Annotated in this window: 14 protein-coding genes; 8 read left to right on the top strand and 6 right to left on the bottom strand. The window is 66.3% G+C overall.

Annotation, left to right across the window (positions count from 1 at the left end):
* Positions 1–33 precede the first annotated feature (33 nt).
* Genes ABC728_RS00910 through ABC728_RS00900 form a run of 3 tightly spaced genes read left to right on the top strand, consistent with a single transcriptional unit; the run spans position 34 to position 3,641 of the window.
* On the top strand, positions 34–1,788 hold the full coding sequence (locus tag ABC728_RS00910; RefSeq protein ID WP_416618787.1) for a type I secretion system permease/ATPase: 1,755 nt from the start codon (positions 34–36) through the stop codon (positions 1,786–1,788).
* Between the two features lie 36 nt (positions 1,789–1,824).
* Complete coding sequence (locus tag ABC728_RS00905; protein ID WP_416618788.1) at positions 1,825–3,186, top strand: HlyD family type I secretion periplasmic adaptor subunit; 1,362 nt, start codon at positions 1,825–1,827, stop codon at positions 3,184–3,186.
* A 20-nt stretch (positions 3,187–3,206) separates the two neighbouring features.
* Positions 3,207–3,641, top strand: a complete 435-nt coding sequence (locus ABC728_RS00900) for a hypothetical protein (RefSeq protein WP_416618789.1) — start codon at positions 3,207–3,209, stop codon at positions 3,639–3,641.
* A 211-nt stretch (positions 3,642–3,852) separates the two neighbouring features.
* Here ABC728_RS00900 and ABC728_RS00895 read toward each other — a convergent pair whose 3' ends face one another.
* Positions 3,853–4,785 carry a 3-keto-disaccharide hydrolase gene (locus ABC728_RS00895; RefSeq protein WP_416618791.1) on the bottom strand — a complete coding sequence of 311 codons (933 nt, stop codon included), beginning with the start codon at positions 4,783–4,785 and terminating at the stop codon, positions 3,853–3,855.
* A 161-nt stretch (positions 4,786–4,946) separates the two neighbouring features.
* On the opposite strand from ABC728_RS00895, the gene ABC728_RS00890 reads away from it, so the two are divergent.
* Positions 4,947–5,414, top strand: a complete 468-nt coding sequence (locus ABC728_RS00890; protein ID WP_416618792.1) for a low molecular weight protein-tyrosine-phosphatase — start codon at positions 4,947–4,949, stop codon at positions 5,412–5,414.
* Between the two features lie 106 nt (positions 5,415–5,520).
* Positions 5,521–6,267 (top strand): helix-turn-helix transcriptional regulator, encoded by a 747-nt coding sequence (locus ABC728_RS00885; protein WP_416618793.1) that lies wholly within the window; start codon positions 5,521–5,523, stop codon positions 6,265–6,267.
* 5 nt (positions 6,268–6,272) lie between these two features.
* Here ABC728_RS00885 and ABC728_RS00880 read toward each other — a convergent pair whose 3' ends face one another.
* From ABC728_RS00880 to ABC728_RS00865, 4 genes are all read right to left on the bottom strand, one after another.
* Positions 6,273–6,563 carry a sigma factor-like helix-turn-helix DNA-binding protein gene (locus tag ABC728_RS00880; protein WP_416618794.1) on the bottom strand — a complete coding sequence of 97 codons (291 nt, stop codon included), beginning with the start codon at positions 6,561–6,563 and terminating at the stop codon, positions 6,273–6,275.
* A gap of 125 nt (positions 6,564–6,688) precedes the next feature.
* The gene (locus tag ABC728_RS00875; protein WP_416618795.1) at positions 6,689–7,435 is read right to left on the bottom strand and encodes an autoinducer binding domain-containing protein; all 747 of its coding nucleotides are present in this window, start codon (positions 7,433–7,435) and stop codon (positions 6,689–6,691) included.
* 52 nt (positions 7,436–7,487) lie between these two features.
* Positions 7,488–8,210, bottom strand: coding sequence for an autoinducer binding domain-containing protein (locus ABC728_RS00870; protein WP_416618796.1), 723 nt, complete (start codon positions 8,208–8,210; stop codon positions 7,488–7,490).
* Complete coding sequence (locus ABC728_RS00865; protein ID WP_416618797.1) at positions 8,207–9,352, bottom strand: MFS transporter; 1,146 nt, start codon at positions 9,350–9,352, stop codon at positions 8,207–8,209. Before ABC728_RS00865 ends, ABC728_RS00870 begins: the two co-directional genes overlap by 4 nt.
* A 325-nt stretch (positions 9,353–9,677) precedes the next feature.
* On the opposite strand from ABC728_RS00865, the gene ABC728_RS00860 reads away from it, so the two are divergent.
* Positions 9,678–10,106, top strand: a complete 429-nt coding sequence (locus tag ABC728_RS00860; RefSeq protein ID WP_445376297.1) for a YbjN domain-containing protein — start codon at positions 9,678–9,680, stop codon at positions 10,104–10,106.
* Positions 10,107–10,309: 203 nt separating this feature from the next.
* Here ABC728_RS00860 and ABC728_RS00855 read toward each other — a convergent pair whose 3' ends face one another.
* Entirely contained in the window at positions 10,310–11,242 is a 933-nt protein-coding gene (locus tag ABC728_RS00855; RefSeq protein WP_416618799.1) for a LytTR family DNA-binding domain-containing protein, read from the bottom strand.
* 80 nt (positions 11,243–11,322) lie between these two features.
* Between ABC728_RS00855 and ABC728_RS00850 the strand changes: the two genes are divergently transcribed.
* Both ABC728_RS00850 and ABC728_RS00845 read left to right on the top strand, forming a co-directional pair.
* Positions 11,323–12,498 (top strand): acyltransferase family protein, encoded by a 1,176-nt coding sequence (locus ABC728_RS00850; RefSeq protein ID WP_445376296.1) that lies wholly within the window; start codon positions 11,323–11,325, stop codon positions 12,496–12,498.
* A gap of 111 nt (positions 12,499–12,609) precedes the next feature.
* Positions 12,610–13,176 carry a PAS domain-containing protein gene (locus ABC728_RS00845; RefSeq protein WP_416618801.1) on the top strand — a complete coding sequence of 189 codons (567 nt, stop codon included), beginning with the start codon at positions 12,610–12,612 and terminating at the stop codon, positions 13,174–13,176.
* Positions 13,177–13,210: the final 34 nt, after the last annotated feature.

Genomic DNA, 13,210 nt, shown 5'->3' with positions numbered 1-13,210 from the left:
GTTTCAAAGCAGGCGATTGCAATGAAGATAAACATGCCCAACCGTCCGGCTGGCGCCACCTCGCCGTTGCGACAGGCGCTGCAGAAGTCGGCCCGGGCTTTCGCGTTTGTTGGCGTGTTCAGCTTTTTTGTGAACCTGCTGATGCTGGCGTCCCCCATCTACATGCTTCAGGTCTATGATCGGGTGCTGACCTCGCGCAGCGAGGCGACGCTGCTTTATCTCAGCCTGATCATCGCGGGCATGATGCTGGTGATGGCGATCCTGGAGGTCATCCGGTCGCGCGTGCTGGTCCGTGTTAGCGGGCGGCTGGATCAGGCGCTGGGCGGCCGCGTGTTCGACAGCATCTTCGCCCTGAACCTGCGCAGCCCCGCCGCCAATCGCAGCCAGTCGCTGCGCGACCTGGACAATCTGCGCCAGTTCATCACCTCGCAGGGACCGTTCGCCTTCTTTGATGCACCCTGGGCGCCGATCTTCATTGCCATCGTCTTCGTTCTGCATCCGATGCTGGGGCTCGTGGCCCTGGGCGGTGCGGTCATTCTGTTCGTGCTGGCCTATCTTCAGGAAGTGTCGACCAAGAAGCCGCTGTCGGATGCCAGCGGTCATGCCATCCGCGCCGCCTCCTTCGCGGAAGCCAGCCTGAAGAACAGCGAAGTGCTGGCGGCCATGGGCATGCTGCCCGCCATCCGCCGCCGCTGGCGCACCGCGCACAACAAGGCGCTGTACCTGCAGGCCGTCGCCAGCGATTCCGCCGGCACGATCTCGGCCTTCACGAAATTCTTCCGCCTGGCCATCCAGTCGGCCATCCTAGGGCTGGGTGCGTTCCTGGCGCTGGAAGGGCAGATCACCCCCGGTGTGATGATCGCCGCGTCCATCATCATGGGCCGTGGTCTGGCCCCGGTGGAACAGGGTATCGGCTCCTGGAAGCAGTTCATCAACGCCCGCGGGTCCTATGCACGGCTGAATGACCTGCTGATGGCTTTCGGTCAGGAGACCGAGGCCATGGAACTGCCGCCGCCCAAGGGCAACCTGACGGTCGAGCGCGTGGTGGCCGTGCCACCCGGCGGTACGAACCCGACGATCAAGGGTGTCAGCTTCGCCCTGGCCGCCGGCGAATCCCTGGCCCTGGTCGGCCCCAGCGCCGCCGGCAAGTCGACGCTGGCCCGGCTGCTGGTGGGCGTGTGGCCGCCGCATTCCGGTTCCGTCCGTCTGGACGGGGCCGATGTGTTCGCCTGGAAGCATGAGCAACTGGGCCCCTATATCGGCTATCTGCCGCAGGATGTCGAAATCTTCGACGGCACGATCAAGGACAATATCGCGCGCTTCGGCGAGGTCGATCCGGCCAAGGTCGTGGATGCCGCACAGTTGGCCGGCGTGCATGACATGATCCTGCGCCTGCCGCAGGGGTACGACACGCTGATCGGGCCGGGCGGTATCGCCCTGTCCGGCGGCCAGCGTCAGCGCATCGGCCTGGCCCGCGCCGTCTATGGCAACCCGCGCTTCCTGGTGCTGGACGAACCCAATTCCAACCTCGATTCCGAGGGGGAGGCGGCGCTGGTCCAGGGGCTGGCCAAGCTGAAGGAGCGTCAGGCCACGGTGGTGCTGATCTCCCACCGCCCCAGCATCATGAACCATGTCGACAAGATCCTGGTTCTGCGTGACGGCATCGTGGAGATGTTCGGGCCCAAGCAGGAGGTGCTGAGCCGCCTGACCCGGCCCGTGGCCCAGCCGCAGGTGCAGCAGGCAGCCGCCCCAGGCCAGATCGCCCCCAGCGCCGGCAAGGGCGCCTGACGCCGGTTGTCCCTTCAGAAGGTGAAAGTCCGTACCATGTTCAATCTTCTCACCAGTCCCAAGGGCAACCTGCCGGCCAAGACGGACGGACAGACGGAGGAGGGACAGAACGTCGTCCCCACCGACGATACGGCCGTCATCCGCGCGGGGCTTCTGGTCATTGCCATCGCGTTCGGCGGCCTGCTGATCTGGTCGGTATTCGCGCCGATCGCCAAGGGCGTCGTGGCGCCGGGATCCGTCGTGGTCGACACCAACCGCAAGACCATCCAGCATCTGGAGGGCGGCATCGTCGCCGAGATCCTGGTGCGTGATGGCGATCAGGTGAAGGCCGGACAGGTGCTGATGCGCCTGGACGAGGTGACGCCCCAGGCCCAGCGCGACGTGCTTTATGGCCAGTACCTGACGGCCAGGGCCCAGGAGGCGCGCTTCATCGCCGAACGCGAAGGCGCCAAGGCCGTGACCTTCCCCGAGGAACTGACCGGCGAAGGCGTCCATGGCCGCAATGCCGCCATCCGCGCCACCGAGGAAGAGGTCTTCCGGTCGCGGCGCGAAGCCATGAACGGTCAGCTTTCCATCTATGAACAGCGCATCCGCCAGCTTCAGGAACAGATGAAGGGCATGGAGGCGCAGGTCGAGGCCAATACCCAGCAGATCACCCTGATCGATGGCGAGCTGGAAGGCCTGCAGCAATTGTTCGAGAAGGGCTATGCCTCCAAGACCCGGCTGCTCCAGCTTCAGCGCGAGCGGGCCGAACTGGACGGCAACCGCGGCAATTACGTGGCGGAAATCGCCCGGTCGCGCGTCGCCATGGGCGAGGCGCAGTTGCAGATCCTGCAGATCCGCCGGGCGTTCGAGGAGGATGTGGCCAAGGGCATGCAGGATGCGCGGTCCCGCATCTATGATCTCCAGGATCGGTTGACCAGCGCCAACGACGTGCTGAGCCGGCGGGAGGTGCGCGCGCCCGGTGACGGCATCATCGTCAATTCACGGGTCCATACCGTGGGCGGCGTGGTTCGGGCCGGCGACCCGCTGATGGAACTGGTGCCGATGGAAGATGAGCTGATCATCGAGGCGCATGTCTCACCCATCGATATCGACGTGGTCAGCGTGGGCATGATGTCGGAGGTCCGTTTCTCCGCCCTGGCCCAGCGCAACATGCCCACGCTGATGGGCACGGTCATGACCGTGGCGGCCGATGTCACAACCGACCAGAACGGTGCCCGCTACTATGTCACCCGCGTCCGGGTGGACGAGGATGAAATGGTTAAGCTGGGTGACCAGAAGCTGGTGCCCGGCATGCCGGCCGACGTGCTGGTCAAGGCGGGCGAGCATTCGGTCGTGGCCTATCTGCTGATGCCGATCGCCGACGGCGTCTTCCGCGCCTTCAAGGAGATGTGAGACTGGGCGTATCGACCGCGATGACGGCCGGACAGGGGCCGTCGGGACTGATCTGGCGTTTGCAGGCGGCCCCGCGTGATCTGGCGCGGGGGCTCGATATCTGCGGGCTTTCCCCCAATTGCCTTGTCGTGCCCGATGCCACCTGGATGGACATGGTGCCCGATGCCGCCTATGTCGAATGCCCGACCTATTTCCTGGAGGACAAGGCCGGCTTCGTCGCCATGCTGGCCTTCTTCGTGACCAATGCGCTGCGCTTCCGGCTTTATGCCCGCGCGCCCAGCAGCGAGGCGGAAGGCCTGCTGATGGCTTATCCCCGCCTGGATGACGCGACCCTGGACATGCTGCGCCAGTTCGATCCACGGTCCGCATCGCAGATCGCGCTGCTGTGGGAGCGGCTGGAAACCTTCCTGGGCCGGATTTCCCGGCAATTGCCCTGGGACGAGGATTGGGAGTGAGACCAGGGGCATGAATTATGCCCCTGGTATGGGCCGGCGACTGCCGGCCCGGCGCTTGAGGTGCCGGAAACCTTGACCTTCGGCGGTTTGGTGGCCGCCGGATGGCAGCGCCCGGCACATGAGGGGCGCCTTGAGGTTGACCGACGGTCAGCCTCAAGGCGGATTGATATGATCAGGAGGGCCCCGGACTTGGACCCGGTGCCCGGCCGGCCTACTGCACGAGGATGCGGGGCATCTTGTCGATGGGGGCCAGGGTGATGCGGCGGAAATAGGTCACCGCCCCTTCCGACTGGAACTGGATGCGGCCGCGGGTCAGCGGCTCGCTCCCACCATCGGGCAGCAGACGGACGATGCCGGTCACTTCCATGACGGGCACGCCGTTGACCACATGGATCGCCCGGTCGCCCAGCACGTAGAGATCCAGGACATTCCATTCACCCACGGGCTTTTCCGCATCCGTGGCGGCCTCCACATTCCAGACGGGCGGCTTCACCGTGACGGGGCGCCCGCCGACCATGAACCGCCGCTGCAGCTCGACCAGCTTGGGGTCGCGCCCGACCTCGGTGTCGACCGTCACCGCGGTGCCGACGGGAACGACCATGCCCGTCGAGCCATACATGATCTCGAACTCCACCGATGGCATCCAGGTGCCGAAGACCGACCCCTGCTCCCCATGGGAGTGGTAGAGAAGGCCGTTATTCTCCGGCAGGTCGAGGCGGGGGGCGTAGCGCTCCCCGCTCCATTTGAACTCCATGCGCAGATGATAATCGCCATAATCGCCGCGATGCACGATGGCGCCCCAGGTCTTGCCATCCACGCGCATCGCCGGTTCCCCATCCTCCACAACCACCGTGAACATCGGGTCGCCGTCCGGGCGCGCCCCGATGGGCTTCGCCGGGTCGGGCAGGAAGGTCAGGGCCGGGTCCTCATACCCCAGCCAGATGTCCCAATCGGCCAAGTCGCGGCCGTTGAACAGGCTTTCCGCCGGGCCCGTATGGGTGGGGATATCGACCAGGACCAGCCGCTGCGGCGTGAAGGCCGGATCATCCGCCATCACCTGTTCCACGGTTTCCTCGGCCATGGCCTGAATGGGGGATATCATCAGCAACAGGGCCAAAAGGCCCGAACCCTTCATATGTCTCATGCAACTGCCTCCCTGTTTTGTTGCGGTCATTAGGCCCTTCAATAGACAGCGCTGTCAATCCCCTCGGCGTATCGATGGCGGGATAAGGGTTTTGCTTGGCGGCGCGGCCCGGTTGAAGGAAGGTGAGGGGGATCAAGATCACAGCCGGTTCGAGCATGCCCATGAAATCCGTCCTGTTCGTCTGCACCGGCAATATCTGCCGTTCCCCCACGGCCGATGGCGTGTTCCGCCAGATGGTGGCGGCGGCGGGACTGGCGGGGCGGGTGCGGGTCGACAGTGCCGGCACCCATGGCTATCACATCGGTGATCCGCCAGACCCGCGCACCGTGCGTGCCGCCGCGACACGCGGCTACGACCTTTCCCCGTTGCAGGCCCGCAAGCTGATGGCGGCCGATTTCGACCGGTTCGACCTGCTGCTGGCCATGGACCGGGGGCATCTGGACATCATGCGGCGCATGGCGCCTTCCGGCGGCACGGCCGAACTGGCCCTGTTCACGGCCTGGGCCCCCGCGCCCTTCACGAACCGGGATGTGCCGGACCCCTATTATGGCGGTGATGCCGGGTTCACCGAGGTGCTGGACATGGTGGAGGCCGGGGCTCGGGCCTTGCTGCGACGGGTCGTGGACTAGGGTTGCCGGCGGGACCGGCCCCCGGTCGGCACCCCTGCCGCGCGGTTGTCCTTCATGCTATCAAGGGTGCTTCCGGTTTCAACCAGATGCGGGGGGGCATTCGGGCATGGAAGGGGAGCGGCGCAGGGCGGCGACGGGCCTGCTGGATGCGGTGGCGGATTTCCGCGCCGCCACGGACAAGGCGGACCTGTGGTCGCGGCTGGACAGGCATCTGGCGCCCTTCGGCATCGGGGGCAGCATCTATGGGGCACAGGCCATCGCCTGCCATGACACCACGCTCAACCATATCGCCAACAGCATCCGGACCGACTGGCTGGACAACAAGTTCGCGCAGGACCTGTTCTATTGCGATGATTTCGTGCGCCATGCCCGCGTGGCCCACCAGCCGACCCTGTGGGCCGATGCCAGCCGCCTGCCGCACCTGACGCCGGAGGCATTGCGGTCGCTGGAGATGGATTACGATTATGGAGTGGTCACCGGCGTCACCATTCCCATGCGGTTTGCCGACGGATTGGGGGTCAGCGCCCTGGGCTGCCACGCGCCGGACCTGTCCTTCGCGGCGTTCGAAGCCGTCTGGCACCGCTGCCGGACCCGGATATCGCGGGTGGCCAGGGCCTTCGACCTGTGCCTGCGATGCCGCCTCAAGGAGGAGATGTTCACCTTGTCCCTGCGGGAGAAGGAATGCCTGCTGCATGTCGCCGCGGGGCATCGCGCCGCGCGGATCGCCGCGCGCATGGGCCTGACGGAAAAGCAGGTGCGGGCCGTGGCGGGCCACGCTTGCCGCAAGCTGAATGCCACCACGCTGTGTCAGGCCGTGACGGTGGCCCTGGTCTTCGATCTGATCCTGCCGTGAGGGGATCAGGCCGGCTCCTGCCCGTTCTCCTCCATGCCCGGGGTGTCGGGATGCAGGGATTGCGGGGCGATCAGCCGTTGCATGACGGCGATGGCCACCGCCTGCTCATTGGTCAGCGCCCCCAGCCGTTTGCGCGCGTTGCGCAGCGTTTCGTCGATGGTCTTGCGGGCGATGCCCAGCCGGGTTTCGATCTGTCCGATCCGCAACCCGCATGCCAGCAATTCCAGACATTGCCGTTCCCTGGGGGGTAATCGCGGCCGGGCCGGGGGTTCTTTCGTCGGTAAGGCATTGGTCATCGGAAAGGGCTTCTTGCTTGGGAGGGGCCGGCCGGTTCACCGGAATGGCCGACCCGGCAGGCAGAACATTATTCCGGCAGCCGGTCTTCCCGCCATTAGGGCATTTTTCCCGGCCGCCTGGCAGGTCAGGGGGTGATGAGGCCGAAAATCAGCGCCGTTGCGATGGCCTGTTCCGGCGAGGCGGCCCGCAGCTTATGGATGGCCCCGGCCAGCAAGGAACGGATCTGCCGTTCCGTCCGCCGCATCCCGTGGGCGATCTGCTTGATACGGCTGCCCGTGGCCAGATATTCCAGGCAGGAGCGCTCCGCCTCGTCCAGGGGGAAGATATCCGCCGCGAACCGTTCGCGCAGGGCCGTGTCGAAGGCATGGACGATGGCGCTGATCGTCCGGCCATGCGCATGCCACATCGCATCGAACTCGGCAAAAGAGGTGCCGGCCGCATGGCAGCCGATGCTGCTGCCCCCCAGCCCGCCGGCGAAGCGCATCGGGATGGTGACCCCGGCCAGGATGCCGTGATCGAAATCCAGTTCCACGGAAGCCCGCGCCGCCGGCGACAGGTCCGACAGCAGGGTCGTGTCGCTCCACAGCACGGGTGAGGGCTGGAACCGGGCCACGCTGACATACTGGTCGCAATAAAACAGGTCCTGGTCGATCTTCTCCGCCAGCCAGCCGCCCTGGATGGAATTGATGATCAGGCACGCCTCCTTGTCCCGTTCGGGGAAGGCGTCCGTCCCGTAAAGGCTGCCCGTGATGCCGAAGCCGGCCAGATGGGCATTCAGCGATGTCCACAACCCGTCCCTGTCGCGCACATCCGCGAAATCCTGCGCCGCGTCCAGGGCCGCGTGCGTCGATGGAGATGCCCGTTTCCGCATGCTCCTGCCCCCTCTCTCATCCCATCCCCGCCTGATCGATCCCCTTCCCCCGTCAGGGATCGATCAGGCCATAGACCAGTGCCGTGGCGACCGCCTGTTCCTGCGTCAGGGATTTCAGCTTGCCCCGCGCCCTTGTGGCGATTGCCCGCATCTGCCGTTCCGTGCAACGCATCCGGTCGGCGACCTGCTTGATCAGCAGGCCGGAGGCCAGATATTCCAGGCAGGATTTCTCCTGCACGCTCAACCCGAACATCTGTGCCGCGAAGCCGGTGCGCAAGGTGGCGTCGAAGGCATTGACGATGGTGGTGATCGCCGTTCCCTGCTGCCGCCAGAGATGCGCGAAACCGGCCAGCGACAGGCCCGCCGCATGGCAGCCGATGCTGCTGCCGCCCAGCCCGTCGCAAAAGCGCATCGGCACCGTCACGCCCGTGATGATGCCGTAATCATAATCAAGCGCCAGCGAGCGGCGGGCCGCATCGTCTATATCGTGCAGGTTGTCGATGGCGTCCCACAGAACCGGCGTCGGGTCGATGCGGGCGACACGCACATACTCGTCGCAATAGAACAGTTCGTGGGCGAACTTGTCGCCCAACCATTCATGGCCGATGCTGTTCAGGATGAAATTCGCTTCCCGCCCGGGACCGGGCAGCGCCTCCGTCCCATAAAGGATGCCGGTGATGCCGAGCCGGCCCAGATGCGCGTGGAGAGCCTGCCACAGCCCGTCGCTGCTACCGGCCGCCCGGAACGCCTCGATTGCCGGTAACAAAGGGCTCATGCCCGGACACCCCCCAAACCGCGCCACGGCAACAGGATGGCGCAGAACGCGGCCAGCAGCAATGCGGCGCTGATGAACAATCCATCGGGCGGCCATGCATCCATTGCCAGCCCGTGGGCCAGCGGCCCCAGCAGGGCGCCCAGAGCATAGAGCGTGCCGAACGTGGCATTGCCGGCCGCCAGTTCCGGGCCGGAGAACAGATCGGCCAGCAAGGCCAGCGACACGACATAGAGCGTGCCCGCCACCCCGCCCCAGGCCAGCATCATGGCAGCCAGCAGGACGAAATCCGTGCCCGCCGCGGGCACCAGCACCGCCAGGGCCAGGGCACCGGCCGCGCACAGCGCCAGGACCCGCCGTTTGCCCAACCGGTCCGCGGCCAGGCCGAGCGGCACCAGCAGCAGCACCTGTCCCAGCAGGAAGGCACTGGCCAGCCAGGCGGCCTCCGTCTCCGCCAGACCGGCGCGCACGGCATGCACGGGCATCAGCGTATAGGGCACCGCCTCGAACATGCCGAACAGCAATGCGCCGGCCATGGCGACCATCCCCAGGCCGGCCAGGGCGCGCAGGGGCATGGCCGGTGCCCGTTCCACGGCCGGCGGGCCGGAACGCAGGGCCGCGAACACCGCAAAACCGGCTGAGGCCAGGGCCAGCATGAACAGCACGGGTGGCCATCCCGCCAGACCCACCAGAGGCAGCACACCGGCCCCGACCGCGGCCCCGCAGCAGAAACAGACGCTGTAGATACCGACATTGCGGGCGCGGTGCCGGCTGTCGGAGCCGGCACTGATCCAGTATTCCACCAGCCGGAACACCATGCCGCACCCGCCGCCGAACAGGAAACGCAAGGCCAGCCAGGCGCCCTGATGATCGGTCAGGGGAAACAGGCAGACCGCCAGGGCCGCCACCCCCAGCAGCAGCAGGACCGCCCGCGGCGGGAACCGCCGCAGGGCCCAGGGCATCAGCGGTGTGGCCAGAAGCCAGCCCAGTGCCGGCATGGCGCCGTTCAATCCGATCGCCGCGGCCGTGGCGCCCATGCGGTTCAAGGAAAGGTCGACATAGGCGTAGGACGCGCCGACCGAGGCAGCCAGAAGTGCCGACGCGACGCAAAGTGCGGGCAGGGGCAGACGTGCTGGATATTGCATCGCGTCCACAGTGATATACGTTTTGGGCAGTTCCCGGACGGAGGAAGCCGGAAAACCCTTAGGGGAGAAAATACCGGGATATACTGCGGCCCCGTTCTGGGCAACAATGGATTGGGGTGAGTGGAAAATAAACCGCCGGCCATGTCGCATGCGCGGAAGGTAAAAATCCCCTAATTGACCGATTGCGTCGGTCCAGTATATTTTTATTTCTCCGGATGCAGAATTTCGCAAATATAAATCCGGGATAGAAAAACAATCCAGGATGCGGAGAGATTCCATGAAGAAGAAAATGGGATGTTTAAGTGTAGCGCTGGTCGGCGTCTCTATGCTGTTTTCGCCGGTGGCGGCCAGTGCCGCCACCATTATCTCCGCCGCCAATCCCCAGGCGATCTATGAAGTGGCGCGGGGGTTCGGCGCAGCGGAGATGGGCAAGGATTCCACTGGCGATCCGAAGATCACGGGGATGATCGAGGGCCGCAAATACAACATCATCTTTTCAAGCTGCAAGAATAACAAGGATTGCAAGGTCATCCAGTTCTGGGCCGCCTGGAGCGCCAGCAATGTCACGCAGTCCCAGATGAACGAATGGAACAAGGGCCGCGTCTTCGGCAAGGCCTATCTGGACAGTGACAATGACCCCAATCTGGAACTGACCGTCAACCTGAAGGGTGGCGTCACCAAGGAGAACCTGGAGGATACGTTCGACTGGTGGCGGGTGGCCCTGAAATCCTTCGCCAGCTTCATCACGGATTGATGCCGGGCGCCTGTCTTTCCGGCTGATCCGCCCTTGTGGGGAGGGCGGGGCAGCTGGGACCGTGACGGGCACGACGGCCCTTTTCGGAAGGTTTCGCAGCACGGATGCCGGCCGGCCTGGCCGGCATTTCCGTTTCCGCATTTCCGTTTCCGGCGGAACCTGTCCGCAGGCACTGCTGGCGGGAGGCCCTTCGCGTCCCGGCCCTATCCCTGCCCGCGCAGGGCTGCCAATGCTTCGGGAAAACGGCGGGACAAGGGGGCTGACTGCCCGCCCGACAGGGTCAGGGTCTGGTCACCCGACCCGTCCGGCGCCACGGCCCGGACATGCGCGGCATTGACCAGCCATGACCGGTGCGTGCGCAACAGGCCATGGGCCGACAATTCCCCCGCCAACTGGGTCAGTGTGGACCGCATCAGCAGCCGGCGGCCATCGGCCAGCAGAAATTCGGCATAATTGCCGGCCGACCGTACCGCCAGGATGTCGGCCACATCCACACGCCACAGCCGGGCCCCGTCGCGGATATCGAAAAGGGGCGGCCCCGGCATTGTTTCCTGCGCGCGCGCCGGGTTCGGCGCCGGCCCGGCTGTGCCCGCTATCCCTGCCGCGTCCGGTGCCCCGCCCGGCTCCGCCAAGTGTGCCGCCGGCCGGCCGTGGCCGAACAGCAGGAAGATGCCGGCCAGCAGCAGATAGGTCATGAAATCCTTGCGCGCTTCATAGACCAGCACGCCGCCCGTGATGGGAAAATCATATCCAAGGTCGAACAGGGCCGATGCCCCCTCCCGCAGCAGGCCCATGCCGGCCGTGTGCAGCAGGGTGAAGGCCAGGAAGGCCGGCCCATGCACCAGCGGCACCCGCCACCAGGGCCGGCCCAGCGGTGCGCGGGCCAGCGCCAGCCCCGGCAGCCAGGCCAGTGCCAGGATGACCACGCTGCTGCTGGTCTCGGTCAGGACCGGCAGCCAGACCGGCCAGTTCCGGTCATCCCAGGCCGACAGGATGTTGACCAGGCAGAAGGCCAGCGTCAGCAGCACTATCATCAGATAGGGCATCAGATAGGGCATCAGATAGGGCCGCCAGCCGCCCGTCCCGGATGGGGTGCCGTTCGTCCCGGCCGCGTCGCCGCGGGTGCCGTCCGTCACCGGCACCTTGCCCCGCCGGTGCCGGCGCCGCCAGAAGCGGGAGCCGGCACCCGTTTCCCGCGAACCCGATGATGATGAAGATGACGACGACAAGCCCTGCCCCATCCGTCACGACCGCCAGCGGCCAGCGCCTGCCCTTCCTGGACTGGGTCCGGGTCGGCGCCTTCGGCCTGCTGATCCTTTACCATGTCGGCATGTTCTATGTGAGTTGGGACTGGCATGTGAAGAGCCGCCATGCCGGTCCGACGCTGGAGCCATTGATGCTGCTGTCCAGCCCGTGGCGCCTGTCATTGCTGTTCCTGGTGTCGGGCGTGGCCACGCGCTTCATGGCCGACCGCATGGGACCGGGCACCCTGTCGCGCACCCGGCTTTCGCGCCTGGGCATCCCGCTGCTGTTCGTCATGGCCGTGCTGGTCGTGCCGCAACCCTACTTCGAGGTCGTGGAGAAGCTGGGCTATGCTGACGGGTTCGCCGCCTTCTGGGTACGCTATCTCAGCTTCGATCAGTCCTTCTGCCGGGGGGAGGATTGTCTGATTCTGCCCACCTGGAACCATATGTGGTTCGTGGCCTATCTGCTGGTCTATACGCTGCTGCTGGCCTTGCTGCTGTCGCTGGGCGCCGGGCGCTGGCTGGCGCGGCTGGGACAGGGCGTCCGCCTGCGGGGGCCTGGCCTGCTGCTGGTGCCCGTCATCGTCCTGGCCCTGCTGCGCATCGCCCTGCTGGACCGGTTTCCCATCACGCACAATCTGGTCTGGGACTGGTACAATCACGCCCTTAGCTTTGGCATGTTCGTGACCGGATATGCCATTGCCCGTAACGCGGACCTGTTCGACAGGCTGGCCGTGCTGCGCTGGGCCAGCCTTGGCCTCGGGCTGCTGGCCTGGGCGCTCTATGTCTGGTACGCGCTGACCTTCTGGCATGACGCCGCAGAGCCGCCGGGCGAGGGGCTGCGGATGGCCAGCCGCGTGGTCTATGCGGTCCAGCAATGGTGCATGATCCTGGCCGTGCTGGGCTTTGCCCGGCGCCACCTGAACCGGTCGGGCCCCGTGCTGCGCTATCTGTCGGCGGGGGTCTTTCCCTTCTATATCATCCATCAGACGGCCATCGTCGTGGCGGGCCACATGCTGACGCCGTTCGCCCTGTCCGGGGTGGCCGAGTTGGGCCTGATCATCGCCGCCACGCTGACGGCCTGCCTTGCCACCTATGAGCTGGCGCGGCGGGTGGGGGTGTTGGGCCCGTTGCTGGGCGTGCGGTGATAGCCGACATCCATCAAGGGAATCTTTACACCTCGCCCCGCATGATGGGCACCGGCCGGTTCGGGGTTGGAACCGGCAATGGGCCAAGAACGGGGCCGGGGGAATGCGATCGTGACAGGCGTGGCCGACATGCAGGACAGGGCCGTTGCGCGGCCGGCCGGACCCGCCGGGGACCGGCGGTTGCGCGAACTGGTCGACTACTGGGCCGGCAAGCGCGGGCCGGCGGGGGATGCCCCCCGCCGTCACGATCTGGACCCGGCGGAGATGCGGCCGCTGCTGCCCTGGCTGATGCTGCTGGATGTGCTGGAGGATGACTATCGCTACCGGCTGGTGGGGACGGGCCTGGACGGGCTGTTCGGCCGCCCGCTGACGGGGCTCACCCTGCGCGCGGCGTGGCCGGCGCGGCTGGGCGACCATTGGCGCCACTGGATGGACCATGCCAGCCGCACCGCGACCCCCGTGGCCACGTCGGCCACGCTGCATGGGCCGCGCGGGCCCCTGCGGCTGGATGCCGTGTTCCTGCCTTTGTGCAACCGGCCCGGCCGGGTGGACATGCTGCTGTCGGGCATCAGCGGCACCTGCCTGCGCCGCGCCACACCCATGCTGCTGCTGCGCCCCGGGGTGGAGGTGCTGGAAGATGCGGTGACGGGCTTCACCGCGGAAACGCTGACGGTTTGATGCGGGGTGCATCCCGGTGCTAGGGTGGCGGCCC

This window comes from Niveispirillum fermenti, from assembly GCF_052474395.1.
This window is presented reverse-complemented; position numbering and strand designations above follow the sequence as displayed.

What these genes read in the sequence shown, in the direction of transcription:
- ABC728_RS00910 (WP_416618787.1), top strand. Translation starts at nt 34, where the DNA reads ATGCCCAACCGTCCGGCTGGCGCCACCTCGCCGTTGCGACAGGCGCTG.
- ABC728_RS00905 (WP_416618788.1), top strand. Translation starts at nt 1,825, where the DNA reads ATGTTCAATCTTCTCACCAGTCCCAAGGGCAACCTGCCGGCCAAGACG.
- ABC728_RS00900 (WP_416618789.1), top strand. Translation starts at nt 3,207, where the DNA reads ATGACGGCCGGACAGGGGCCGTCGGGACTGATCTGGCGTTTGCAGGCG.
- ABC728_RS00895 (WP_416618791.1), bottom strand. Translation starts at nt 4,785, where the DNA reads ATGAGACATATGAAGGGTTCGGGCCTTTTGGCCCTGTTGCTGATGATA.
- ABC728_RS00890 (WP_416618792.1), top strand. Translation starts at nt 4,947, where the DNA reads ATGAAATCCGTCCTGTTCGTCTGCACCGGCAATATCTGCCGTTCCCCC.
- ABC728_RS00885 (WP_416618793.1), top strand. Translation starts at nt 5,521, where the DNA reads ATGGAAGGGGAGCGGCGCAGGGCGGCGACGGGCCTGCTGGATGCGGTG.
- ABC728_RS00880 (WP_416618794.1), bottom strand. Translation starts at nt 6,563, where the DNA reads ATGACCAATGCCTTACCGACGAAAGAACCCCCGGCCCGGCCGCGATTA.
- ABC728_RS00875 (WP_416618795.1), bottom strand. Translation starts at nt 7,435, where the DNA reads ATGCGGAAACGGGCATCTCCATCGACGCACGCGGCCCTGGACGCGGCG.
- ABC728_RS00870 (WP_416618796.1), bottom strand. Translation starts at nt 8,210, where the DNA reads ATGAGCCCTTTGTTACCGGCAATCGAGGCGTTCCGGGCGGCCGGTAGC.
- ABC728_RS00865 (WP_416618797.1), bottom strand. Translation starts at nt 9,352, where the DNA reads ATGCAATATCCAGCACGTCTGCCCCTGCCCGCACTTTGCGTCGCGTCG.
- ABC728_RS00860 (WP_445376297.1), top strand. Translation starts at nt 9,678, where the DNA reads ATGCTGTTTTCGCCGGTGGCGGCCAGTGCCGCCACCATTATCTCCGCC.
- ABC728_RS00850 (WP_445376296.1), top strand. Translation starts at nt 11,323, where the DNA reads ATGACGACGACAAGCCCTGCCCCATCCGTCACGACCGCCAGCGGCCAG.